Source organism: Stenotrophomonas sp. 05N423 (assembly GCF_056397145.1).
The window spans coordinates 129,969-154,802 of record NZ_JBFTMV010000005.1; the positions used below are offsets into that span (position 1 = coordinate 129,969).

Genomic DNA, 24,834 nt, shown 5'->3' on the forward strand with positions numbered 1-24,834 from the left:
CAGCATGCGCGCATGCCAGCCCTTCCAGACCTCACCGGCGACCGTGGACAAGAAGCCGAAGCCCTGCTGGCACTGATCCTGGCCGGCGGCCCGATCCGTCCACTGCGCGACCTGCTCGAGCACCTCGGCAACGCCCGCGGCGCACTGGCGGCCAGCCCCTCCGCATGGCGAGCCGCCGGCCTCGGCCCACATCAGGTGGAGGCCCTTGCCGCCCCGTCGCCCGAGCGCATGGAGCAGGCCTGCCGCTGGCTGGACCACCCACGCCATCACCTGTTCGGCTGGCGCGATGCCGACTATCCGCCCCTGCTGCGCAGTTGCCCGAATCCACCGTTGGCTGTATTCGTCGACGGCGACCCCGCGCAGCTGTGGCGCCCAGCCATCTCCATCGTCGGCAGCCGCAATCCCAGTGCGGCCGGACGCGACAATGCCTACGATTTCGCCCGCGCCCTGTCGGCAAGCGGCCTGGGCATCGGCAGCGGCCTGGCGGCGGGCATCGATGCGGCCGCCCATCGCGGCGCGCTTGACGGAGGCAGCAGCACGTTCGCGGTGATCGGCACCGGTCCCGACCTGACCTATCCGCGCCGGCACGCCCTCCTCCAGGAACAGATCGCCGCCACTGGCGCGGTGGTCAGCGAGTACCCACCCGGCACGCCCCCGCGCATCGGCCAGTTTCCCGCCCGCAACCGGCTGCTGGCCGCACTCTGCCTGGGCACGGTGGTGATCGAGGCGGCTGAACGCTCCGGCGCGTTGATCACCGCCCGGCTGGCGGCAGAGGCCGGACGCGAGGTGTTCGCGGTGCCCGGATCGATCCGCAACCCCATGGCGCGCGGCTGTCATCGCCTGATACGCGACGGTGCAATACTGGTGACACAGCCCGCCGACATTCTTGAAGGCGTGGCCAATCTGGCCGGCGAACTGGCAGGCGCCTTGCAAAACCGGTTGCTGGCCCCCATTCCGGATGCGCCGGGCAGCCCCTGCCCGGCACCCACCCCACCGGACCCGGACTACCAGCGCTTGTGGAATGCGCTGGGCCACGACCCCACCGGTATGGATTCGCTGATCAGATGTACCGGATTGACGGCCAGCAGGCTGTCATCCATGCTGCTGGTCATGGAACTGGAAGGGAAGGTGTCGTCCGCATACGGCTGCTACACCCGCACCTGAGGTTCCTTCACCTCCACAGCGCCGCATGGCGCAGGCCGAGGGCAATGAAAGAGAGCATTCTGGACGTCCTGCTGTATCTGTTCGAACACTATTTCAGCGAGGACGCCGATCTCATAAGAGACCGCGACTCCCTGCAGAACGGCCTGATCCAGGCCGGTTTCAGCCCCACCGAGATCAACAAGGCCTTCGACTGGCTCGATGCGCTGGCCGAGCAGCGGCCGGCCGTGGGCCAGGCGCGCGTGGATGGGCCGGTGCGCATCTTCCATGGCCCGGAACTGGACAAGCTGGATGTGGAGAGCCGCGGCTTCCTGCTGTTCCTGGAACAACACGGCATCCTCGACGCCGACCAGCGTGAACTGGTGCTGGATCGGGCGATGGCGCTGGACCAGGACGAGCTGGACCTGGACGACCTCAAGTGGGTGGTGCTGATGGTGCTGTTCAACCAGCCGGGCGCGGAGGCGGCCTATGCCTGGATGGAAACGCAGATGTTCGTCGACGAACCCGAGCCGCTGCACTGACGAAGAGCAGTGGCGCCTTGCCCCGACGAAACGATTGGGGCAAGGCAAGGGTGAGGCCACACCGCAAGGCTTTACCAGCAGTCCTGGGGATGAACGCGACACCACGCACCCGGGCGCAAGACAACCGGGACGCAGCTGCTTGAACGACATGCTGCACGAAGCTTCTCCCCGTACCGCCATCCACCGCTGCAGGACATCTTCTCCCTGCGGGAGAAGGAAAGTCCGTCGCGCCGCAGGTGCGCTCCCATATGGATAGCCGCAAGGAATTCCCCGTGAGCCAGTGGTTCTATGCCGAAGGCAACCGCGAACGCCGCGGTCCGCTGCCCGCCGCGAACATCGCCGAACTGTTCCGCTCCGGCCGCATCGCAGGCGACACCCTGGTCTGGCGCGAAGGCGCCGCTGACTGGCGGCCGCTGCGCGACTTCGCCGCCGAACTCGGCCTGGACATACCGGCAGGCATCCCACCGGAACCATCCGCCCCGCCGTTGCCGCCACCGGTGCAGCACGTGCATGCCGTCGCGCCGGCACCGCCGCCCCGCTCTGGACTATCCGGCTGCGCCGTGATCAGCATCGTCGCCGCGGTGGCGGGCATCGCGCTGCTGGCGATCGTCGGCATTCTCGCCGCGATCGCGGTCCCGGCCTACAACGATTACCTGCTGCGCTCGAAAATGGCCATCGCATGGGGACAGTTGCAACCGCTGACCCGCGAAGTCGCCCATTCCGTCACCGCCAACGGGCACTGCCCGGTCAATGGCGACGACGGTTTCGACAGCCCCGAAGGCTATGCCGCCGGCGATGTCGCGAGCGTGCGCGTCGGCCGTTTCGAGAACGGCCACTGCGGCCTGGAGGCGCGTTTCCGGGCGCCCGGCAAACGGATGCTTGACGGCAAGCACCTCTGGCTCGACTACGATACGCAGACCGCCACCTGGACATGCAGCTCCGACGTGGCGGACAAACATCTGCCAGCCAGCTGCCGCGGCTGAGCCGGGACGAACAGAACCTTACGGGGAATATTGATGAGTCAGTGGTATTACGCCGATGCCCAGCGCGAGCGGCATGGGCCGGTCGAGGCCGACACCCTCCGCGACAAGTTCCGCAGGAACGAGCTGGATCTGTCCACGCTGGTCTGGCGCGAGGGCATGCCACAATGGCAGCCGCTCTCGGCGATGGCCGAGGAACTGCAGCTGCTGGTGCAGGCGGACGCCGGCAACGGCATCGACCTGCGCGCGGACTACCAGGCCATCGAGGACGGCAGCGCCGTCGCGAAGGCCAGTGCGGCCATTGCCCAGTCGCCCTATGCCGCGCCTGGCAGCACCATGGTGGGCGATGCGGTGGTCAACGGCGGCGAGATCGTCTACGCCGGCTTCTGGAAGCGCGTGGCGGCCTATTTCATCGACAGCCTGATCGTCGGCATGGTCGGCGGCGTGATCGCCATGGTCATCGGCATGGTGCTGGGCATCGGCATGGCCGGCCTGGGCGGCGGCAGCGACGCCATGGGCGCGGGCTTCATCGCGATCCAGCTGCTGACCAACCTCATCTCCATCGGCCTGTCCGCCGCCTACTACGCCGGTTTCCACGCCTCGTCCGGCAAGGCCACCCTGGGCAAGATGGCGGTAGGCATCAAGGTGGTGCGCAGCAACGGCGAGCGGATCACCATCGCGCGCGGCATCGGCCGCTATTTCGCCGCGATGCTCAGCGGCCTGATCCTGTGCATCGGCTACCTGATGGCCGCTTTCACCGAGCGCAAGCAGAGCCTGCACGACATGATCTGCGACACCCTTGTGGTGGACAAATGGGCGTTCACCGACCACCCGGAATGGCAGCAGCGCGGCCTGGGCACGGTGACCATCGTGATCCTGTCGCTGTTTGGCGTACTGGTCCTGGTGGGTACCGTCGCGCTGCTCGCGGTGATCGGCATCGCCGCCTCAAAGTTCAGCTGAGTCACACGCCGCCGCTTGACAACGGCGGCCTCTCCGTGATTTCTCTGGGAAAGAAAGCTGAACGCCCGGGCCCTGCCCCGGGCGTCGGCATATCCGGATCGGCCGCCGCGGCTTCACTAACGGACGCGTTTGCGCCACCCTAGCGCCCCCACCGGGCCCAGCCCTCCCCCGCAAGAATCCACTGACATGCCCAAGCACCTGCTCATCGTCGAATCGCCCGCCAAGGCCAAGACGATCAACAAATACCTCGGCAAGGACTTCACCGTCCTGGCCTCGTATGGGCATGTGCGCGACCTGGTGCCGAAGGAAGGCGCGGTCGATCCGGACCATGGCTTCGCCATGCGCTACGACCTGATCGAGAAGAACGAGAAGCACGTGGAGGCCATCGCCAAGGCCGCCAAGAGCGCCGACGACATCTTCCTGGCGACCGACCCGGACCGCGAGGGCGAGGCGATCAGCTGGCACATCGCGGAAATCCTGAAGGAGCGCGGGCTGCTGAAGGACAAGCCGATGCAGCGCGTGGTCTTCACCGAGATCACCCCGCGCGCGATCAAGGAGGCGATGAACCAGCCGCGCGCCATCGCCGACGACCTGGTCGATGCCCAGCAGGCGCGCCGGGCGCTCGACTACCTGGTCGGCTTCAACCTCTCCCCGGTACTGTGGCGCAAGGTGCAGCGCGGCCTTTCCGCCGGTCGCGTGCAGAGCCCGGCGCTGCGCATGATCGTCGAGCGCGAGGAAGAGATCGAGGCGTTCAAGGCGCGCGAATACTGGTCGATCGAGGCCGACTGCGCGCATCCGACCCAGCATTTCTCGGCCAAGCTCATCAAGCTGGACGGGCAGAAGTTCGAGCAGTTCACCATCACCGACGGCGACACCGCCGAGGCCGCGCGCCTGCGCATCCAGCAGGCCGCACAGGGCCGCCTGCACGTCACCGACGTCGCCAGCAAGGAGCGCAAGCGCCGCCCGGCGCCGCCGTTCACCACCTCCACCCTGCAGCAGGAGGCCTCGCGCAAGCTCGGCTTCACCACGCGCAAGACCATGCAGGTGGCGCAGAAACTGTACGAAGGCGTGGCGATCGGCGAGGAAGGCACGGTCGGCCTGATCTCCTACATGCGTACCGACTCGGTGAACCTGTCGCAGGATGCGCTGGTCGAGATCCGCGACGTGATCGCCCGCGACTACGGCACCGCCTCGCTGCCGGACAAGCCCAACACCTACACCACCAAGAGCAAGAACGCGCAGGAAGCGCACGAAGCGGTGCGCCCGACCTCGGCGCTGCGCACGCCGGCGCAGGTGGCGCAGTTCCTGACCGACGACGAGCGCAAGCTTTACGAGCTGATCTGGAAGCGCGCGGTGGCCTGCCAGATGATCCCGGCCACGCTCAATACCGTCAGCGTCGATCTTTCCGCCGGCAGCGAGCATGTGTTCCGCGCCAGCGGTACCACGGTGGTCGTGCCCGGCTTCCTCGCCGTCTACGAGGAAGGCAAGGACAGCAAGAACGCCGAGGACGAGGACGAAGGCCGCAAGCTGCCGGCGATGAAGCCCGGCGACAACGTGCCGCTGGAACGCATCGCCGCCGACCAGCACTTCACCCAGCCGCCGCCGCGCTTTACCGAAGCAGCGTTGGTCAAGGCGCTGGAGGAATACGGCATCGGCCGTCCCTCGACCTACGCCTCGATCATCCAGACCCTGCTGTTCCGCAAGTACACCGAGATGGAAGGCCGCAGCTTCAAGCCCACCGACGTGGGTCGTGCGGTGAGCAAGTTCCTGTCCAGCCACTTCACCCGCTACGTCGACTACGACTTCACCGCCAAGCTCGAGGACGAGCTGGACGCGGTGTCGCGCGGCGAGGAGGAGTGGGTGCCGCTGATGGAGCGCTTCTGGGGCCCGTTCAAGGAGCTGGTCAGCGACAAGAGCGAATCACTGGACCGCACCGACGCCGGCAGTGCGCGCGTGCTCGGCACCGACCCGGTGAGCGGCAAGGAAGTGAGCGCGCGCATCGGCCGCTTCGGCCCGATGGTGCAGATCGGCACCGTCGAGGACGAAGAGAAGCCCAAGTTCGCCTCGCTGCAGCCCGGCCAGAGCATCTATTCGATCTCGCTGGACGACGCATTGAAGCTGTTCGACATGCCGCGCAAGCTCGGCGCCGATGCCAACGGCGAGGAAGTGAGCGTGGGCATCGGCCGCTTCGGCCCGTTCGCCAAGCGCGGCAGCACCTATGCCTCGCTGAAGAAAGAGGACGATCCGTACAAGATCGACCTGGCCCGCGCCATCTTCCTGGTCGAGGAGAAGGAAGAGATCGCGCGCAACCGCATCATCAAGGAGTTCGAGGGCTCGGACATCCAGGTGCTGAACGGCCGCTTCGGCCCGTACATCAGCGATGGCACCCTCAACGGCAAGATTCCGAAGGACCGCGAACCGGCCTCGTTGACCCTGGCCGAAGTGCAGCAGCTGATGGCCGAGACCGGCAAGCCGGCGCGCAAGGGTTTCGGCGCGAAGAAGGCCGCGGCCAAGAAGACGACGGTGAAGAAGGCAGCGGTGAAGAAGGAAGCTGCGGCGAAGAAGACGGCCGCCAAGAAGGCACCGGCCAAGAAAGCCGCAACGAAGAAAGCCGCCAGGAAAACCGTCGCCAAGAAGGTCGTGAAGAAGTCGGTGGCCGACGACGCGCCTCCGTTCTGACCGCCATCACCCGCTGCCGATCCGGCAGGGGGATAATCGTCATCCCCGCATCAGGCCGCCATCGGGCGGCCTGATGCGTCTGGTCTCCTCCATGCCCGCACCTGTCGTCGCGGGAACGAACGGTGCCCCGATGCTTGAACTCGATCTGCAGAACGCCGTCCCCGCGCTGCGCGCCGGAAATGTCGTCGCCTACCCGACCGAAGCGGTCTGGGGCCTGGGCTGCGACCCGGCCAATGAAACGGCCGTGATGAAGCTGCTGGCGCTCAAGCAACGCCCGGTCGAGAAGGGCATGATCCTGGTCGCCGCCGCCGCGGCGCAGCTGGAGGGCTGGGTGCGGCTCGATGCGCTGGCGGAAGATCGCCGCCAGGCCGTGCTGGACAGCTGGCCCGGCGCCAATACCTGGATCGTCCCGGCCGGCCCGCTCGCCCCGCGCTGGATCACCGGCGAGCACACCGGCATCGCGGTGCGGGTCAGCGCCCATCCGCTGGTACGCGCCCTGTGCGAAGCGTGGGGCGGTCCACTGGTCTCGACCAGCGCCAACCTCGCCGGCCAGCCCCCGGCACGCGAGCGTGGCCAGCTCGACCCGGTCCTGCTCGCACAGCTGGATGGCCTGCTCGACGGCGCCACCGGCGGCCTGGCGCAGCCCACCCGCATCCGCGTCGCCGCCACCGGACAAACCCTCCGCGACTGACCGCTCCTGCCCGCAGGAGCGGCCGGGGCATCTCCCCCACCCGGGTCTCCGTGGCAACATGGCGCCATGCACGTCCGCCTGCTCCTGCTCGGCTCCCTGTTCCTGCCGCCCGCGGCAGTGCCGACTGCCGAGCCGCCTCCCGCCAACAACGTGCGCGTCTACCGCTGCGTCGCCAGCAATGGCGCGGTGGCGCTGCAATCCACGCCCTGCGACGACAGCCACCGCCAACAGGTGCTGGACATGCAGCGCCCGCAGGATCCACCGCCGCAACCGGCAACCCCGCTACCCGCCACGCCGCGCGCCACGATCAACGAACGCGAGATCCGCATCGTCACCGTGCAGCCGCCGCAACCCCTGTACGAGTGCATCTCCCCGGACGGCGAGCGCTATGCCAGCGACGACGGCGTGGGCAACCCGCGCTGGGTGCCGCTGTGGGTCGGCGGCCGCTACCCGCCCAGGCAGGCGGATGGCGGTGTTTCGGGCAGCGTCACGCACGGTTCCGGTGGGATCGCCATCCAGAGCGGGCGGCCTGGCCACGACCATCCGCGCCCCCATCCCGGCACACTTGCGGTCGCCACCGGCACCTGGGTCCGCGATGCGTGCCACCCGCTGCCGCAGCAGGAAGTCTGCGCGCGCCTGCGCGACCGCCGCTGGGAACTGGTACGCCGCTACAACAGCGCCCTGCAGAGCGAGCGCCAGGCGCTCACCCGCGAACAGCGCGGCATCGAGGCGCGGCTGGAACGGGATTGCGGCGGCTATTGAGGCGAACGGCTTTCCGGTCGCCGGCCCTGCCGGTCGCGGAACGTCGCCTCAGAACCCGTAGCGCAGGAAACCGCCGTCCACCGCGATGCACTCGCCGGTGACATAGCTCGATGCCGGCAGGCACAGGAAGCCGACCGCGGCGGCGACTTCCTCCGGCTCGCCGATACGGCGCATCGGGGTGCGCGCGATCACCTCGTCGTAGTAGTCCGGGTCCGACAGCGGCCCGGAGGTGCGGCGGGTGCGGATGTACCACGGCGCCACCGAGTTCACGCGGATGCCGTCCTCGGCCCATTCGCAGGCGAGATTACGGGTCATCTGCTGCAGCGCCGCCTTGGTCATGCCGTAGACCACGCCGCTGCGCACGTGGGTGATGCCGGAGACGCTGCCGACGTTGACGATGGCCGACGAGGCGTGGCGCGTGAGCAGCGGGTAGGCATGGCGCGACAGTTCGAACGCGGAAAACAGGTTGGTCTCGAAGATGCCGCGCCATTCGTCTTCGCTGTAGTCGTTGGCCGGCCTGGTGATGTTGCCGCCGGCATTGTTGACCAGCAGGTTCAGGCCGCCGTGGTCCTCGACCCAGTCCAGGATCGCCTGGCGGTCCTCGTCGTCGGCGACGTCGGCGGACAGACCGTGGATCGCGCGGGCGGGGAATTCGTCGGCCAGGTCGTCGCGCACCCGCTCCAGCGCATCGGCGTCGCGCGCCACCATCAACAGATCGGCGCCGAAACCAAGCAGTTCGCGCGCGATCGCCAGGCCGATGCCGGCGCTGGCGCCAGTGATCAGCGCGGTCTGTCCGTCCAGCCGCCAGCGGTTCGTGTTCATGCGGCAAAGGATACCGCCGAGCACCGCGCCGGTCAGGCTTCATCGACAGGGTTGTGTCAGGATGGCGCCAGCTTCCACAGGAGCCTACCGATGGACAAGCGTCATTGCCTGTTGCCGTTGACCCTGGTCCTGCTTTCCGGTTGCGGCAATCCGCAACCGCCGGATACCGAACGCCGGCCCGATCCGCAGGCCGCGGCGCTGCGCGAGCCGCTGGAAAAGGCCAGGACCGCTGCGGCCGCGACGGAAGATGCGGCCAAGGCCGAGCAGAAGGCGCTGCAGGCGGCGGACAGCGTGCCGGCCCGGTAGCGCGCCACATTGCTCCTGCGGGGACAGGCCCACCCGCGATCGCCGTTGCGGCGCTCCCGCACGGGACCGTCGCGCGCAGGTGCGCTTCCGCAACGCAGGAGGCACCTGAACGACAACGCCGCCCGAAGGCGGCGTTGTCGGCGTCACGCTGAAGCTGGCGTCACAGGCCGCAGAAGCAGTAGGCCAGCGCCTTCACCGGCGCGCTGTTGCGGTCCTTCACCGCGTCCTCGACGAAGCGCAGCTGCGTGTCCATTTCCGGCATCGCGCGCGCCAGCATCATCCGCGCCAGGCCGGAATCGGACAGCATCCAGGCGCCGGCGCGGCTGCCGGCGAAGCCGGTCATGAACTGCGCGAACGGCGTGGCCGCCTTCTCGATGTAGTTCACGCGGAACTTGTCCGGTCCGCCGAGCTTGGCGCGCGTGGCGGCGTCGGCCACCGCGGCCTTCAGGCCGCCGAATTCGTCCACCAGCCCGCGCTCCTTCGCCTGCGCACCGCTCCACACGCGGCCGCGCGCCACTTCGTCGATGGCTTCCACGTTGCGGTCGCGCGCCTGCGCCACCTTGCCGGTGAAGTCGGCGTAGCCCTTGTCGATGACCGACTGGATCACCCGGCCCACCGCCGGGTCCATCGGCCGGGTGACGTCAAACGCGCCGGCGAAGCGGGTGGTCCCCACGCCGTCGGTATGCACGCCGATCTTGTCCAGGCTGCGCGCGAAGTTGGGGATCATGCCGAAGATGCCGATCGAGCCGGTGATGGTCGATTCGTCGGCATAGATGCGGTCGGCGTTCATGCTGATCCAGTAACCGCCAGAGGCGGCCATGTCGCCCATCGACACCACCACCGGCTTGCCGGCGGCCTTGAGCGCGTCCACTTCGCGGCGGATCTGCTCGGAGGCGAACACTTCGCCGCCCGGCGAATCCACGCGCAGCACCACGGCCTTGACGTCGTCATCGTCGCGCGCGGCACGCAGCAGCGCCGAGGTGGAGACGCCGCCGACGCGGCCGGCCGGCAGGTCGCCGCCGGCGATCTCGCCTTCGGCCACCACCACCGCCACCTGCGGGCGGTTGTCGATCGGCGAACGGTGCGCGTCGATCTGGGTCAGGTAGTCGCCCAGCGCGATCTGGCGGAAGCCGCCATCGGCATCGCTGTCGGCCACGCCGCGGTCGGTGAGCAGCGCTTCCACTTCCTCGCGGGTCTTGAGCCCGTCCACCAGCTTCTGCTGCAGGGCAAAGCGCGCCAGGTCACCACCGGCGGCGGCGATGCCCTCGGGCAAGGTGTCGATGCCGGCGGCCAGCTGCGCGGCGTCGAGCCTGCGCGCCGTGGCGATGTCGCCCAGGTAGCGCTGCCACACGTCGTTCATCCAGAACAGGTCGGCTTCCTTGGCCTGCGGCGAAGCGGCGTCGAGCACGTAGGGCTCGGCGGCGGACTTGTATTCGCCGACCTTGAACAGGTGCACGTCCACGCCCAGCTTGTCCTGCAGGCCGCTGCGGAAATACTGGCGGTAGCGGCCAAGGCCTTCGAGCATCAGGCTGCCCATCGGATCGAGGTAGACCTCGTCAGCCTGTGCGGCCAGCAGGTACTGCGACTGGCTCATGTTCTCGCTGAAAGCCACGACCTGTTTCTTGGCCGCGCGCAGGTCCTGCAGCGCCACGGCCACTTCGCGCATCGAGGCGAAGCCCGACGGCTGCAGTTTGTCCAGTTCCAGGACGACGCGTTCGATCTTCTTGTCGTCGCGCGCGGCCTCGATCGCGCGGATCAGGTCGCGCAGCTGGATTTCCTCGGCGTTGTTGTCGCCGACCACCTTGGCCAGCGCGCGGCTGACCGGATCGGTGCTGTACTGCTCGACCAGCCGGCCTTCCGGCGCGATCACCAGGGTGGTGCGGTCCTGCAGCACCTTGGCCGACGAGGCGCCCTTGCCCATCGCCACCATGAGCACGATCAGCACCAGGAACAGCAGGCCGAAGAACAGCAGGTTGAGGATCAGCCGCCGGGTGAAGTTCATCACGTCCCACAGCCCGACGAAGAAGCTGGCGATGGGGTTGCGGCGGGGCAGCGGTGGGGGGTTCATGGACGCTCCGGAAGGGGCTTGTTGCAACGCAGGATACCCATAACCGGCAAGGCCGGCATGGGCTTCAAGTCAGGGTGCCGCAGGGTGGAGCAGGCGCCGGCTGCTGACCCGCAGGCGCCAGCCCATCAGTACGGCGGCGGCGGTCAGGCCCATGATCAGGCCGACCCACATGCCCTGCGGTCCCCAGCCCAGGCCGAGGCCGAGCCCGGCGCCGAGCGGCATGCCCACGCCCCAGTACGCGAACATGGCGATGAACATCGGCACGCGCGTGTCCTTGAGCCCGCGCAACGCGCCGGCCGAAAGCACCTGGACACCGTCGGGGAACTGGAAAGTGGCCGCATACAGCAACAGGGTCGAAGCCAGCGCGGCCACGGCCAGGTCGTCGGTATACAGCCGCACCACCGCATCGTGGCCCAGCAGCAGCACCGTGATCGACAGCATCTGCGTGACCAGCACGATGGCATAGCCGGCCCAGGTGGCGCGGCGCACGCCGAGTGGATCGTTGCTGCCCACCGCATGGCCGACGCGCACGGTAGTGGCCTCGGCCACGCCCATCGGGATCATGAAGCACAGCTGGGCGACATTGATGGCGATCTGGTGCGCGCTGGCCTCGACCGCGCCGATGCGGCCGATCAGCAGCGCGGTGATGATGAACAGGCCGCCTTCCATCAGCACGGTGATGCCGATCGGCAGGCCGGTACGCAGCAGGTCCCAGATCGCGCGCCAGCGCGGCGGTTCGAAATGCCCGAACAGCTGCAGGTGGGCGAAGCGCCGGGTCTTCCACAGGTAGCCTGCGAAGCACAGCGCCTGCAGCCACATCGTCACCGACGAAGCGATGCCCAGGCCTTCGGCACCCAGTTCGGGGAAGCCGAACCTGCCATTGCACAGCGCATAGCCCAGCGGCCCCAGCACCAGCAGTCCGCCGAAGCCGAGCAGCATGGTCGGCAGCGTCCAGTGCATGCCCTCGCTGAGGTAGCGCATGCAGAAGTAAAGCGTCAGCGCCGGCACGCCCCAGCGGATCGCGTGCAGGAAGCTCGTGGCCCCGGGCACGATGTCGGGCGCGATGCCGAAGGCCGGCAGGAATGCCGGCACCACGCTGAGGAAGGCGAACATCAGCACGCTCAGGCCCACGCCCAGCCACAGCGCCTGGCGGAACAGCGGGCCGATGTCGCGTTCGCGGCCGGCGCCATGCAGCTGCGACACCGAAGCGGTGAGCGAGATCAGAGTGCCGATCGGCACCAGCATCGGCAGCCACAGCAGGGCGGTGCCGATGCTGACCGCGGCGAAGGTATCGGTACCGTGGTGACCGGCGATGGTGTTGTCGACGAAAGCGATCAGGCCGGTCGAGACATGGCCCAGGACCAGGGGCAGGGCGAGCAACCCGGTGGCGCGCACTTCCTGGCGGAAGCGCGGCGTGGCGGAGAGGGTGGACATACGGGGAAGAACGCGGACTGCGGCCGGCGCGGGACGCGCTGTTGCCGGGTCGCGGGAGTCGCGCATTGTAAAGGCAGCGGATGAAGATGCGTGAAAGGCTTCCCGGCCGCACGGGGTATTGCGCCGACCGGCGCAACCGCGCGCTGCCCGGACAAGCGGCGTGCTACCGGGTTTCGGTCTTCTGCCGCAGCCAGTCGGCGCGCTCCGCCGCTGGCACGGCCAGCAGCTGATCGCGCAGCGCCTCGCGTTCCTGCGGCGGCGTGCGCTGCGACAGCACGCCCAGTTGCGCCAACTGCGCGGCGTCGAGCTGGCGCAGCAGCACCAGCATCGGCTCACGCTGGTGTTCCGGCAGATAGCCCAGCAATGGCTGCAGCTTCGGGTACTGCGCGCCCAGTTGCGGGCCCAGCCGCCAGCCGTCGCGATGCAGGCGATCCAGCCCGAGGAAACGGTCGCGCAGCGCCTCGCGCTCGCCCGCCGGCAATGCCGCCATGTCGGCCGCGGCCCGGCGCACGCGCTGGCGCTCGGATTCGGGCAGCGCGCGCCACGCCGCATAGCGCGCGCGCAGTTCGCGCTGCCGGGCCGGTGCCAGTGCCGGCCAGTGCGATCGCGGGTCGATATCCGGCCCGGCGCTGGCCGCATGCACGTCCAGCGGCAGCGGCACGGCGGCCGGCGTCGCCAGCGACGGCGCGACGGGCAGCAGTGCCAGCAACACCGGCAACAGGCGCTCAATCCTCCGCATCGACCGTCTCCAGTGCGGTACCGGCCGGTTCGGTGCGACCGGGTTGCGCCTGCGATTCGTCCACCGGCACCGGGCCGCCGGCGGCATACCAGGCGTGGAAATCCGCGTCCTGCGCCAATGCCAGCTCCGGATCGGCCAGCATTGCGGCATCGTCCGCGGCGCGGTTGTCGCCGGCGGGTGACGCGGCAGGAAGATCGTCGCCCGGCAAGGCTTCCACCTGTACCGGGCCGTTGTCCGACACCGCGCCCTCGGCCGCCGGCATGGCCGTGCCGGGCAGCGTCAACCCGTGTTCCCGCCACCACCAGACCGCGACCACCGCGAGCAGCAGCAGGGGCAGGCACAGCAGCAGCCAGGTCCGCCAGCGCCAGCGCGGGCCGGTACGGCGCGGTGGGCGGACAACGCGGATGTCGGCCTCGATCCGGGGCGCCGGCGGCGCCTTGCGGGCCGGTGTGGCATCGGCCGCCATCGCCACGCGCAGCTGTTCCAGCTGCTGCATGCGGCCGGCCGGGAGATCGCGCACCTGCGCCTGCACCTGCTCGGCCAGTCCGCGCCAGGCCAGCGCATCCGGACGGCCCTGCGCGTCCAGCGGACAAGCGCCGGCCAGCGCGTGCCGGTATGCCTCCGCCGTCACCCCGAGGACCGCCGAGGCAGTGTCTTCGTCCAGCCCAGCGCCGATACGCAGCAGCAGCGCCAACCGCTCGGCCGGAGCCAGGTCCCGCAGATGGGCCAGCGCGGGCGGCCAGTGCCCGTTCGCGGACGGCGCCCGCAATTGCGGGTTGCCGCCCAGCAGGGTCCAGAAACGGGCGGGCCAGTCGGCCATCGGCATGCCCGCGGCCGGGCCGGCGAAGGCGCGCATGGCCACGGCCACGGCGCGACCGGCGGCGTCCTCGTCGCCGCTCTGCAGGCTGGCGACGACCAGCGCGCGTCGTTCGACACCTTTCAGGAAAGCGGACAGGGCGCTGGCTGCGGCCGGTGTGGAAGAGGCGGGTGCAGCCATCAGGTGGACTCCTTCATCGCCGGGAATGATACCCAGCACGTCCCACCCTGCAGATAGCCCGGCAGTCGGCGTACACGCCGTTTTAACGCCGTTCCGGGCGCTCCATGCCGCAACTTGTGCACAGCGTCAATAGCCCGGCTGCAATCGCCCGCGATTTCCCGTCCGCAACCGTATTTCGCTTTTGTTTCACGAACAAGTTATTGATTTTAAAAGACTTGATCGTGTGGCTATTTTTTGACCAAGTTGAGGGAAAGGCTTCCAGCGCCGCCCTGGGCGCGTGGAGCACAGTGCTGATGCACAGAGTTATCCACACGTTGTGTGGATAAGCCCAAATCTCCAAGCGCGGCCTGCGTTTACGCGGTGTTTATGCTCCCGGCGGGAACAAGCGCACGCAAGTGGGCAGCGTACGGCGGACCGGTTTCCGGACCCGGCCCGGCGACCTGCGGGGGTGTGCCGGCCGACGGCCGGCACCTACACTGCCGCCCATGCCCACCTGCCCCACCCTGCGCATCGCCCTGCCGGTCCCGTTGCCGCAGACCTTCGACTACCTGCCTCCGCCCGGCAGTCCCGCTCCGGGTGCCGGCGATACCGGGCGCCGGGTCCGGGTGCCATTCGGCAACCGCGAACTGGTCGGCATGGTCGAGGGGGTCGGTACGGCAGAAGACCCGGCAACGCTGCGGGAAGCCCTCGAATGGCTGGACGGCCCACCGCTGCTGGGCGGCGAGCTGCATGCCTCGCTGCATTGGCTCGCACGCTATACCCATGCGCCGCTGGGCGAGGTGGTCGCCACCGCGCTGCCGGCGCCGCTGCGGCGTGGCGAGCCCCTGCCCGATACCCATGGCTGGGGCTGGGAACTGACCGGGGCCGGTCGCGAGGGCCATGGGCGGCTGCGCGACGGCACCCGCCCACGGCGCCTGGCCGAACTGCTGGACAACGGCACATTGGCAGAGGAAGTACTGGCCGCGCGCATGGACGGCTGGCGCGAGGCCGCCCGCGCCCTGCTCAAGCGCGGCTTCGCGCAGCGCGTGGCGATGGCGGCGACGATCCCGGCGGCCCATCCGCTTCCCGGGCCGGAGCCGAACCCGCAGCAGCAGGCGGCGATCGAGGCGATCACCGCTGCCGACGGCTTCCAGCCCTTCCTGCTCGACGGCGTCACCGGCAGCGGCAAGACCGAGGTCTATCTGCGGGCCATCGCCCACTGCCTGGCGCAGGGCCGGCAGGCGCTGGTGCTGGTGCCGGAGATCGGCCTGACCCCGCAGATGCTCACCCGCTTCCGCAGCCGCCTGGGCATCGCGGTGCACGCGCTGCATTCCGGGCTGAACGACAACGAGCGCGCACGGGTGTGGGCGGCAGCGATGCGCGGCGAAGCGCGGGTGATCGTCGGCACTCGTTCGGCGGTGTTCACGCCGCTGCCGGAAGCGGGGCTGCTGATCGTCGACGAGGAACACGACGGCAGCTACAAGCAGCAGGACGGCATCCGCTACCACGCCCGCGATTTCGCCCTGGTGCGCGGCAAGGCGCTGGACGTGCCGGTGGTGCTGGGCAGCGCCACGCCTTCGCTGGAATCGCTGCACAACGCGCGCGCGGGCCGCTATACCCACCTGCGCCTGCAGCAGCGCGCCGGCGACGCGCGGCCGCCGGCGGTGCGGGTGTTCGACGTGCGCAAGCGACCGCTGCAGGACGGCCTGTCGCCGGAAGTGCTGGCGGGCATCGAACAACACCTGCGCGCCGGCAACCAGGTGCTGGTGTTCAAGAACCGCCGCGGCTACGCGCCGGTGCTGCTGTGCCACGACTGCGGCTGGACCGCGCCGTGCCGGCGCTGCAGCACGCCATTGCACGCCACGCCGATGACCGTGCACGGCGCCGGGCGCCGCCTGCAGTGCCACCACTGCGGTGCGCGCGCGCCGGTGCCGCTGGCCTGCCCGGATTGCGGCAGCCTGGCGCTGCAGCCGCAGGGCATCGGCACCGAACGGCTGGAGGAAAGGCTGCTGCAGCTGTTTCCCGATTTCCCCGTGCTGCGTATCGACCGCGGCACCACCGCGCGGCGCGACGCGCTGGAACAGACCCTGGCCGCGCTAGGCGAGCAGCCCGGCATCCTGGTCGGCACGCAGATCCTGGCCAAGGGCCACGACCTGCCGCGGCTGACCCTGGTGGTGGTGGTCGGCATCGACGAAGGCCTGTTCTCGGCCGACTTCCGCGCCAGCGAGAAGCTGGCACAGCAGTTGATCCAGGTCGCCGGCCGCGCCGGCCGCGCCGACCGTCCCGGCGAGGTCTGGCTGCAGACCCACCACCCGGACAACGCGCTGCTGCACACGCTGGTCAATGGCGGCTATCACGCCTTCGCCGACGCCGAACTGGCGCAGCGCGAGGCCGCCGGCTTCCCGCCGTTCGCGCATCTGGCGCTGCTGCGCGCCGAAGCCAGGCAGGTGGAGCAGGCCAATGAATTCCTGGCCGCGGCGAAGCAGGCGATCGCTGCCGACAGCCCGATCGAGCGCTACGGCCCGATGCCGGCGCCGATGCCGCGCCGCGCCGGCTTCCAGCGCACCCAGCTGCTGCTGTCGGCCACGCAGCGTCGCGCGCTGCACGGCCTGCTCGACAGGCTGATGCCGCAGGTCCATGCGCTGCCGCAGGCGCGGCGCGTGCGCTGGTCGCTGGATGTGGACCCGATGGACCTGTATTGACGGCTGCCGCCGTCGATCGCACCTGCGCGCCGGAAGGCGGTCGTCCCCGCCCGTGGACCACGTATCTCAGGCGCCGAGCGCCATATCCCGGGCCGGCATCCGCGCATCCGCCGGCGGCCTCTTTCCTTCCTCGCAGATCCAGGCCAGCAGCCTGCGCGTCTCCAGCTGGGTCTCGACGCCGAGATCGCTGTGCAACGCCTGCTGCACGCGGGCGTAGACCGCCATCGCCGCAGCGCGCATGCCATGGCCCACGTAGGCGCGCATCACGCGCCTTGCATGCGCTTCGTTCCACGCATCGCGCCGCATCAGGGCGTGCGCCATCCGCAGCGCGCTCTCCCAGCACGCCGCGGCCAGCAGCTCATCGCAATAGCGCTCGGCGACGCCGACCAGCTCCGCCTCCAGAGTAAGGCGGGTGCTCTCCAGCCAGGAGCGGAAATCCACGCCGGCCACGTCATCCATGCCCGCCAGGAAAACGCACTGCCCGTCCAGCACGGCGAGCGCGCCATCGGGCTCGCACGCCAGCCGGTCGATGTCGAAGATCCCCTGCCCGGCGCGCCGCAGTTCCACGCCATCGCGCCGGATGCAGAGCACCTGCGGACCGAACTGCCCATGGCAATAGCGGTTGAGGTTGCAGAGCACCTGGCGCAGGTTGGTCATCGCCTGTGCCTCGCCCAGCTGCGGCCAGAACAGCATCGCCAGCGCCAGCCGCGAGTGGCGGCGCTCCGGCTCGGCGGCCAGATAGCCCAGCAATGCCCACCCCTTGCGGTAGATCAGCGGCGCCGGCATGGCCGCGCACGTACCCATCAGCCTTACCGGTTCGTCGCCGGCTGCCGTGTCCACGCATTCTCGCCCATGTCGGTGCATCCCCATCCCCCTGCTCGCCCATCCCCGGGCCGGACCGAACGCCGCCGATGGCATCCATGCGGATACCCGGAGCGGGTCGATCATCGGCGGCTTAGCTGCACGGCCTGCAACCGCGCATGGCGGAAGACGTTAGCCCAGCGTGGCCGGCGCCACATCCACGAAATCAGGTACGGCCGCATCGGCCGCCACCGCACCGGCCAGCGGCAGCTCCAGCACCAGCCGCGTGCCCTGCGCGTCTTCGCGCGGACCGACATGCAGTTTGCCCCCCAGCCGCTGTGCGCGCAGGCGCATGCTGGCCTGGCCGGCCCCGCCATCCCGCAGGGTCGGCGCCACGCCCGTCGCCGGGAACCCCACGCCGTCGTCGTCCACCTGCAACCGCAGGCGGCCGTCGAGCCGGCGCACATGGATGTCCACGCGCCGCGCACGGCTGTGCTTGAACACGTTGGTCAGCGCCTCCTGCAGCAGGCGCAACAGGTCCAGGCTGCGGTTCGCGCCGAGCTCGATGCCGCGGGCGTCGTCCAGATGCCAGTAGGCATCGATGCCGGCCGCGTCGAGCAGGTGGCTGGCGCGATGCCGCATCGGCACGATCAGTTCGGCCAGGTCCGCGCGCTCGTGCGCGGTGCTGTCGATCACCAGCCGCAGGTCGTCGCGCATTTCGCGCAGCAACGCCACCATCTCCCGGCGCGGCATGTCCTGCGGTGCCTGTTCCATCCGCGCGATGGCGCCCACCAGGGTGCCGCCAAAGCCGTCGTGCAGGTCGCGCACCAGCTGCAGGCGCTCGCCGGCGCGGCTGTGCGCCAGCTCGAGCGTGTGCTGCTGGCGCAGGGTCGTCGCCAGCTGCGCGGTCGCCTGCTGCACCTCATGGCGGAGCTCGGCGTTGAAGCCCTCCACCCGTTGCATTGTCCGGGCGAAGCGGTAGGCCAGCACGAAGCCCATGCCCAGCAGGATCAGCGGCGACGTGATCGAACCCAGGTAGCTGACGCCGCCGTACCACCCCATGTACACGCCAAGATCGTGCAGCGATACCGCGATGGGAATGACGATGCACAGCGCCAGCACCTGGCAGTCGCGGCGGCCGCTGCGCAGCGCATAGCCCATGAACACGAAGGACACCAGGTACAGGAAGGCGATGGTCGGCACCAGGTAGACATTGCGGTTCGGCCCCATCCATTGGGGCCAGAAGAGAGCCAGCGCCATCACCGACGCCGCCACGCCCAGCACGACGCGCTCGAACCGCGGCCAGCGCCGCTCGCTGAAGCGCAGCAGGAACACGGCATGCGCCGCGGCGGCCATCGCATAGCAGCCGCCGATGAAGGCCTGCCAGCCATCAGTGGTGGTGAACGGCCATGGGCTGGTGGCGAAGAAATTGGTGTCGTACAGGCGCCCGAAGAGCGCGCTCAACGCGTACCAGCCGTACATCGTTTCCTTGCGGCGCAGCAGCCAGAACAGGCCCATCACCGCCGCCAGGACGAAACCGATGGCACTGTCCAGCAGCTGCAGGTCGTGGCGGACCCGCACTTCGCTGCGGAAGCGCGCCTGCAGCACCTGCGGATCGCCCACGTCCACCACGCCGAGCGATGGCTGGTACGCCGCCAGGCCCGATACGCGCACCAGCAGCTCGTTCTCGCCCGTGCGCAGCAGCGGCGACTGCAGCAGGAAGTAGCGCGGCAGGTGCCAGCTGCGCGACAGGGGTTCGACCAGCGAAGGATCGCGGTCGATCAGGCTGCCGTTGAGGTAGACCGCCGCCGCCATGCAGGTGTAGTCGAGCAGCAGGCCGGTGGGTTGCGCGGCGTCCGTCTGCCGCCAGCGCAGCCGGTACCAGACCACGCCATCGTGCGCCGGCCAGCGGGTCTGCCACTGGTCGGCGAGCGCCACCGGTTCCCAGCCCTCCGCCGGCGGCTGCCCCGAATCCCAGCCCGCCCGCACCGCTTCGGCCTCGGCGATGCGGGCGACGCCGCCGGCCTGGCCATGGACCGGTGGCGCCCATGCCAGCACCAGCAACACGATCGTGAGCCATCCCAGGCAACGGATCATGGCAGCAGTCCGAGACTGCGCGCCTCGAACACCGCGGCGGTGCGCGAACCGACCGCCAGCTTGCGGTAGATATTGCGGGTATGGCTTTCGATGGTCAGCCGCGACAGGCCCAGCAGCTCCCCGATCTCGCGGTTGCCATGGCCCTGTGCGACCAGATCGAGGATACCCAGCTCGCGCTCGGACAGCCGTACCGGTGGCGTCGAGTGGGATGGCGCGGGTGCCTGCGGCAGCAGCGCCAGGATGCGGCGCGCGATCATCGGGTCGATCGGCGCACCATCGCGTTGCAGGCTGCGCAGCGCCACGCTCAGCTCGATGTCGTCGCGGTCCTTGAGCAGATAGCCGACCGCGCCGGCCCGCAATGCCGAAAAGATCGTCTCCTCCTCGGCGAACGCGGACACGATCACCGCCTGCACCCCGGGCGCATGCGCCTGCATCCAGCAGATCAGCTCGACGCCGGTGCCATCGGGCAGCTGCATGTCCACCAGCGCCAGATCCACGGGTACCGCCTGCAGCAGGTCACGCGCTCCGGCCAGATCGACCGTGGTGTGGATGCGCGGCGGCGGCTCGTCGTGTAATCCGCGCAGCAGCCGCTCCAGCCTCTCCAGCGAGGCCGCCATGTCATCCACGATCAGGATGGAAGACAGCTCCATCGATACCCGCCCCAGGCCCCGTATGGGCAAGCAGTCTAGCGCCTGGCGTGGGTTTCTCTCATTACCTCACTTTCCACCGCGGCTGCCGGGTGGCATGGCACTCCCTGCCTCCGGCGACCGGCCGCGATCCAGGGCGGAGAACACGACGAGGGCGCTCATCGGCGTTCGGCCACCGGTACCTTGCGGGGGAAGACCGCAGGGTTCAAACGACTGCTTCCCCGCCAGCGGCGCTGCCGGGGAAGCGTGAAAAAGCAAAGGCCCGCGTGCCATCGGCACGCAGGCCCCGATCGCCCGCGCCAAACGGCGTTGGCGGATGCGGAACGGGCCGCGCGGCTTACCAGGTCCTGCGCAGCGGATGCGCTTCGGTGTTGAACACCACGCCGTCGAAATCCAGGGTCTTGGCCGGGGCGAACAGCAGGTAGTAGTACTTGAAGGTCTCGGCGAACAGGAAGCTCTCCATCGAATCGTCCTTCTCCTTGCTGCGCACGTCCTTCAACGCCGAGAAGCCGTGCTCGGTGCGGGTGTACTTCACGAAGTCGTTGAAGAACTCCTTGCCCATGCCGCGGTAGCGCGCATCGCCGGTGTAGTGGTGCAGGTAATAGGCCGATTCGACGATTTCCGGGCGCAGCGCGTAGCCGGGCGAGCGCACTTCCATCGCCGCGTAGTCCAGCGACTCCGGCTCGATGCCGTTCAAACGCCACATCTTCAGGTTGGACTCCTGCAGGCGCCTGGCGCGATCCAGGTCACCGCCCAGCGCCAGCAGGCCCGGCATGAACGCATCCAGCGCGCCGTAGGTGGTGGAGGTGCGCGCGCCGCTGTCCATGTCGGCGTGGCCGTACCACAGCTCGCCTTCGCGCACGTCGTCGGCCAGGTACTGGTTGACCGGGCCGATGCTGTCCTCCCACATGCGCTTGCAGTCTTCGTCGCCGAACAGCTTCCAGCACTTGAGCAGGTACTCGTAGTACGAATCGATGCCACCGGCGATCGAGGCGTCCTTGTTGGTCCACTCGCCCGTCTCGACATCGATGTTCAGGCCGACCAGGCCGATCTTCGAGCGGCGCTTGTAGGTCTCCACCAGCGCGCGCTTGGCCTTGTCGTAGTACGCCTGCTTGCCGGTGAGCTTGGCCAGGGTGCCGAATTCCAGCAGCAGCGTGCCGGTCTCGGCCGGGTTGCTGACCTTGCCGCGGGTCTTGCCGGTACGCAGGTTGACGTGGGTGTACGGCAGGCCGGTGGGGCTGTCGAACACCGGCGACAGGCGCGTACCCAGGTCGTCGGCCAGCTTGAGCAGCTTCTCGTCGTTGGTCATCTGGTAGGCCGACAGCAGACCGCCGAGCAGGCGGATGGTGACCTCGAAGTTCTGCACCTCGACGTCCTGGTCGAACGACAACTGGTTGACGATCAGCTCGCGCGCTTCGTCGGCTTCCTTGTCCATGCCCAGCAGCAGCAGCGTATCCAGCGCATCGACCGGCGACATCAGCAGCGGTACCGGGTACCAGTCGCGCGGCTGCGCGCTGATCGGCTTCAGGTCGTCGTGGCCCTTGGCGTACTGCATGTAGCCCTGCCAGGCGTGGCGGGTCGCCTCGCGCACCTGCTCGGCCATGCGCGCGGCTTCGGCGTCATCGACGGCCGGCACGTCGGCGGATGCGGCCGCTCCGGTGGTCGCGGCGTCGGCGGGCGCGGCGGTGGAAGCAGGCGGCGCCGGATTGCAGGCGGACAGGGCCAGCAGCAGGGCGGCGGCGAGGGGGGCGTTGCGCAGGGCTCGGTTCATCATCGGGTCCTCGGGGTGGAAGCGGGGTCTTGCGGCGGGTTGGAAGTGGCGTGCAACGTGTCGCCCAGCGTGCGCAGGCGCAGCGCGGCGCGCAGGGCGTCCAGGCTGGCGTCGCCGCGCACACGCAGGTCGCGGGTTTCGCCGGGCAGCAGGTCGAAGGCGTTGTCGTCGACGTTGGCGCCGGTGTCGCCGAAATCGATCCACACCGCGCGCACCAGGCCAGCGGCGTGCAGCCTCAGGCGGTAGCTGTCGCCATCGGCGCTCAGCTCGGCACGCAACTGGTTGGCGGCAAGCGCCTGCGCCTTGGCCGGCACGAAATGCACCAGCCGCCGCGCGATCACATCGCCGCCCTGCAGCAGTTCGAATGCCGCCACGCTGCGCGCCGGGTCGTGGCCCTTGAGCAGGTCGGCATCGACCAGCTGCGCCACCTGGGTCGCAGCCATCGGCACCAGGGTGATGGTCTCCTGCTGACGCGCGAATTCGCGGCCATCGACCTCCATCACCCGTACGCGCCACTGCGCGGTGAGCGCTTCGCGGCCATCGTTGAGCAGGCTGAAGCGGGTGACGCCGTCATCGTCACGCAGCGCCGCCACCGCCACGTCGGCAAAGAAGCGGCGTGCATGGTAGTGCAGCGCCTTCCAGTGGCCGAAATAGTCCACGCTCGACCACGAGGCACCCGGCCACACATCGTTGAGCTGCCAGTACAGCGAGCCCATCGTGTACGGCCGCGAGGCACGGTGGTGCAGCGCCGCCAGTTCGATGCCCTCGGCCTGCATCACCTGGCTGAGGTAGACGAAGTCGGCGAACGAGGCCGGCGTGCCGTATTCGCGCTCGATGTAGTGCAGCAGGCGTTCGTTGCCCTTGCCGGCCATGAACTTCTGGTGGGCGCGGATCACCTCGCCATCGATCTGCTGCTCGTCGCGGCGGGCGAATGCGTCCACCGTGGACAGCTGCGGCCACGCCTGCAGCCCGTATTCGGACATGAAGCGCGGCGTCTCGCGCAGATAGGCGGTCGCCGGCAGCGCCGGGCCGCCCCACACGTCCCAGTAATGCTTGTCGCCACGCGTGGAGTCGTTGGCTTTTTCGTCCAGGTCGTTGCCCGGCGAACTGGACCAGTACGGCACGCCCAGCGCCTCCTCGGCCACCACCTGGCGCAGGTCGTTGCCGAACAGATCGACGTAGCCCTGCCACACCTTTGCCGCAAACGCAGGGTCGGCCGCGGCCAGCTGCGTACGGTGGCCCCAGTCCTTCCACGCGGTTTCTTCTTCATTGTTGCCGCACCACAGCACGATGCTGGGGTGGTGGCGCAGGCGGCGGATGTTGTCGCGCGCCTCGGCCACCACGTTGGCGCGGAACGCCGGATCGTAGCCGGGCTGCATGCCGCCGCCGAACATGAAGTCCTGCCACACCAGCAGGCCGAGCTCGTCGGCGATGTCGAAGAAATCGTCGCTCTCGTAGTAGCCGCCACCCCAGTTGCGCAGCATGTTCATGTTGGCGTCGCGCGCGGCCTGCAGGTCGCGGCGCAGGCGCTCGCGCGTCACCCGCGCCGGGAACGATTCGAACGGAATGACGTTGGCGCCCTTGGCGAACACCGGCACGCCGTTGATGACGAAGGCAAAGCCCTGGCCGCCTTCGCCATCGGCATCGGCATCGCGTTGCAGCTCCACCGTGCGCAGGCCGGTCCGCAACGTGGCCTCGCGCGCCGGATCGCCGCCGCCATCGATGCGCGCCTGCACGGTGTAGCGGTCCTGCGCGCCGTAGCCCACCGGCCACCAGCGCCGCGGCTGCACGATCTCCAGCGGCAGCTGCAATGCGTTGGCGCCGGGCTGCAGGACGATCTCGCGTTCGAGGCTGGCAACGCGGCGGCCGTCGGGATCGAGTACATCCACCATCACGCCGGCCTTGCCCGCCGTCGCGCCCTGCTCCACCTGCAGCAGCACGCCCAGGCGCGCGCGCTGGTCGTCCAGCGCATCGGTGCGCACGGCCAGGTCGGTGATGCGGTGCTGGTCCCAGCTCTCCAGGTGCACCGGCCGCCACACGCCGGCGGTGACGTAGCGCGGCCCCCAGTCCCAGCCGAAGTGATAGGCCGGCTTGCGCGCGAAATTGCCGACCATCGTGTCTTTCGGCTCATCGCCGTAGGGCGAGGGGTAATTGCCGGCGATCTTGTGCGGCATCGCCTGCACCTGCGGCAACAGGGTGCGGATCGGCGAGCGGAACACGACACGCAGTTCGTTGCCCTTCGCACGCAGGCGGCCATCGACGTCCGCGCGCCAGGTACGGTGCGCGTTGTCGGCCTTCAGCAACGGCTGGCCGTTGAGGCTGACCTCGGCGAAGGTGTCCAGGCCGTCGAAGCGCAGTTCTGCATGGCGGCGCGCCAAAGTGGCCGCATCGACGTCGAAGCGCGCGCGGTATTCCCAGTCGGCCAGACCGATCCACTGCAGCCCGGCTTCGGCCGCGCCCACGTAGGGATCGCCGATGACGCCGGCCTTGTGCAGGTCGTCATGCACGCTGCCGGGTACCCGCGCCGGGCGCCAGGCGTCCAGCCCGGGATGGGCCTGCATCTGCGCATCGCCCGGCAACAGGCGGAAGCTCCACTGCGCCTGCAGCGGTGCCGCCGCCGCGATGCCGGCGAACGCACTCAATGCGCACAGCAGCAGGACGCGCCATCCACCTGCCACCCGGCCTTGCATCGATCCAAAACGGAATGTCGCCTGCTG

At 69.3% G+C, this 24,834-nt stretch carries 19 protein-coding genes; 9 read left to right on the forward strand and 10 right to left on the reverse strand.

Annotated elements, in window-relative coordinates; all coding sequences use genetic code 11:
* Positions 1 to 12: 12 nt before the first annotated feature.
* The 7 genes from dprA to AC1DGW_RS10330 all read left to right on the forward strand — a co-directional run bounded on the left by dprA (position 13) and on the right by AC1DGW_RS10330 (position 7,754).
* On the forward strand, positions 13 to 1,164 hold the full coding sequence (gene dprA, locus AC1DGW_RS10300; protein ID WP_478022453.1) for a DNA-processing protein DprA: 1,152 nt from the start codon (positions 13 to 15) through the stop codon (positions 1,162 to 1,164).
* A gap of 44 nt (positions 1,165 to 1,208) precedes the next feature.
* Positions 1,209 to 1,682 carry a DUF494 family protein gene (locus tag AC1DGW_RS10305; RefSeq protein ID WP_153191108.1) on the forward strand — a complete coding sequence of 158 codons (474 nt, stop codon included), beginning with the start codon at positions 1,209 to 1,211 and terminating at the stop codon, positions 1,680 to 1,682.
* Between the two features lie 272 nt (positions 1,683 to 1,954).
* Positions 1,955 to 2,665 (forward strand): GYF domain-containing protein, encoded by a 711-nt coding sequence (locus AC1DGW_RS10310; RefSeq protein ID WP_478022455.1) that lies wholly within the window; start codon positions 1,955 to 1,957, stop codon positions 2,663 to 2,665.
* A 33-nt stretch (positions 2,666 to 2,698) separates the two neighbouring features.
* On the forward strand, positions 2,699 to 3,622 hold the full coding sequence (locus tag AC1DGW_RS10315; protein ID WP_478022458.1) for an RDD family protein: 924 nt from the start codon (positions 2,699 to 2,701) through the stop codon (positions 3,620 to 3,622).
* A 186-nt stretch (positions 3,623 to 3,808) separates the two neighbouring features.
* Entirely contained in the window at positions 3,809 to 6,301 is a 2,493-nt protein-coding gene (locus AC1DGW_RS10320; protein ID WP_478022460.1) for a DNA topoisomerase I, read from the forward strand.
* Between the two features lie 130 nt (positions 6,302 to 6,431).
* Positions 6,432 to 6,992, forward strand: coding sequence for an L-threonylcarbamoyladenylate synthase type 1 TsaC (gene tsaC / locus AC1DGW_RS10325; RefSeq protein ID WP_478022463.1), 561 nt, complete (start codon positions 6,432 to 6,434; stop codon positions 6,990 to 6,992).
* A 66-nt stretch (positions 6,993 to 7,058) separates the two neighbouring features.
* Positions 7,059 to 7,754: a DUF4124 domain-containing protein gene (locus AC1DGW_RS10330; protein ID WP_478022466.1), complete on the forward strand. Its 696-nt coding sequence runs from the start codon at positions 7,059 to 7,061 to the stop codon at positions 7,752 to 7,754.
* Positions 7,755 to 7,802: 48 nt separating this feature from the next.
* Here the strand turns inward: AC1DGW_RS10330 and AC1DGW_RS10335 are convergent, their stop codons facing one another.
* The gene (locus AC1DGW_RS10335; RefSeq protein WP_478022469.1) at positions 7,803 to 8,576 is read right to left on the reverse strand and encodes an SDR family oxidoreductase; all 774 of its coding nucleotides are present in this window, start codon (positions 8,574 to 8,576) and stop codon (positions 7,803 to 7,805) included.
* A gap of 90 nt (positions 8,577 to 8,666) precedes the next feature.
* On the opposite strand from AC1DGW_RS10335, the gene AC1DGW_RS10340 reads away from it, so the two are divergent.
* The gene (locus tag AC1DGW_RS10340; protein ID WP_478022471.1) at positions 8,667 to 8,882 is read left to right on the forward strand and encodes a hypothetical protein; all 216 of its coding nucleotides are present in this window, start codon (positions 8,667 to 8,669) and stop codon (positions 8,880 to 8,882) included.
* Positions 8,883 to 9,042: 160 nt separating this feature from the next.
* Here AC1DGW_RS10340 and sppA read toward each other — a convergent pair whose 3' ends face one another.
* The 4 genes from sppA to AC1DGW_RS10360 form a co-directional block, all read right to left on the reverse strand.
* On the reverse strand, positions 9,043 to 10,950 hold the full coding sequence (gene sppA / locus AC1DGW_RS10345; protein WP_478022473.1) for a signal peptide peptidase SppA: 1,908 nt from the start codon (positions 10,948 to 10,950) through the stop codon (positions 9,043 to 9,045).
* A 69-nt stretch (positions 10,951 to 11,019) separates the two neighbouring features.
* Positions 11,020 to 12,384 (reverse strand): MATE family efflux transporter, encoded by a 1,365-nt coding sequence (locus AC1DGW_RS10350; protein WP_478022475.1) that lies wholly within the window; start codon positions 12,382 to 12,384, stop codon positions 11,020 to 11,022.
* A gap of 163 nt (positions 12,385 to 12,547) precedes the next feature.
* On the reverse strand, positions 12,548 to 13,123 hold the full coding sequence (locus AC1DGW_RS10355) for a DUF3106 domain-containing protein (RefSeq protein ID WP_478022477.1): 576 nt from the start codon (positions 13,121 to 13,123) through the stop codon (positions 12,548 to 12,550).
* Entirely contained in the window at positions 13,110 to 14,120 is a 1,011-nt protein-coding gene (locus AC1DGW_RS10360; RefSeq protein WP_478022479.1) for a hypothetical protein, read from the reverse strand. The genes AC1DGW_RS10355 and AC1DGW_RS10360 overlap by 14 nt, the downstream gene beginning before the upstream one ends.
* 485 nt (positions 14,121 to 14,605) lie before the next feature.
* Here AC1DGW_RS10360 and AC1DGW_RS10365 point away from each other — a divergent pair, with 485 nt between their 5' ends.
* Positions 14,606 to 16,801, forward strand: coding sequence for a primosomal protein N' (locus tag AC1DGW_RS10365; protein ID WP_478022481.1), 2,196 nt, complete (start codon positions 14,606 to 14,608; stop codon positions 16,799 to 16,801).
* 66 nt (positions 16,802 to 16,867) lie between these two features.
* On the opposite strand, the gene AC1DGW_RS10370 is transcribed toward AC1DGW_RS10365, so the two are convergent.
* The 5 genes from AC1DGW_RS10370 to AC1DGW_RS10390 all read right to left on the reverse strand — a co-directional run bounded on the left by AC1DGW_RS10370 (position 16,868) and on the right by AC1DGW_RS10390 (position 24,795).
* Complete coding sequence (locus AC1DGW_RS10370; protein WP_478022483.1) at positions 16,868 to 17,605, reverse strand: AfsR/SARP family transcriptional regulator; 738 nt, start codon at positions 17,603 to 17,605, stop codon at positions 16,868 to 16,870.
* A gap of 189 nt (positions 17,606 to 17,794) precedes the next feature.
* Positions 17,795 to 19,699: a sensor histidine kinase gene (locus AC1DGW_RS10375; protein WP_478022485.1), complete on the reverse strand. Its 1,905-nt coding sequence runs from the start codon at positions 19,697 to 19,699 to the stop codon at positions 17,795 to 17,797.
* Positions 19,696 to 20,349, reverse strand: a complete 654-nt coding sequence (locus AC1DGW_RS10380; RefSeq protein ID WP_478022487.1) for a helix-turn-helix domain-containing protein — start codon at positions 20,347 to 20,349, stop codon at positions 19,696 to 19,698. The genes AC1DGW_RS10375 and AC1DGW_RS10380 overlap by 4 nt, the downstream gene beginning before the upstream one ends.
* Before the next feature lie 334 nt (positions 20,350 to 20,683).
* On the reverse strand, positions 20,684 to 22,117 hold the full coding sequence (locus AC1DGW_RS10385; RefSeq protein WP_478022489.1) for a glycoside hydrolase family 47 protein: 1,434 nt from the start codon (positions 22,115 to 22,117) through the stop codon (positions 20,684 to 20,686).
* Positions 22,117 to 24,795, reverse strand: a complete 2,679-nt coding sequence (locus AC1DGW_RS10390) for a beta-mannosidase (RefSeq protein ID WP_478022491.1) — start codon at positions 24,793 to 24,795, stop codon at positions 22,117 to 22,119. Before AC1DGW_RS10390 ends, AC1DGW_RS10385 begins: the two co-directional genes overlap by 1 nt.
* Positions 24,796 to 24,834 lie beyond the last annotated feature (39 nt).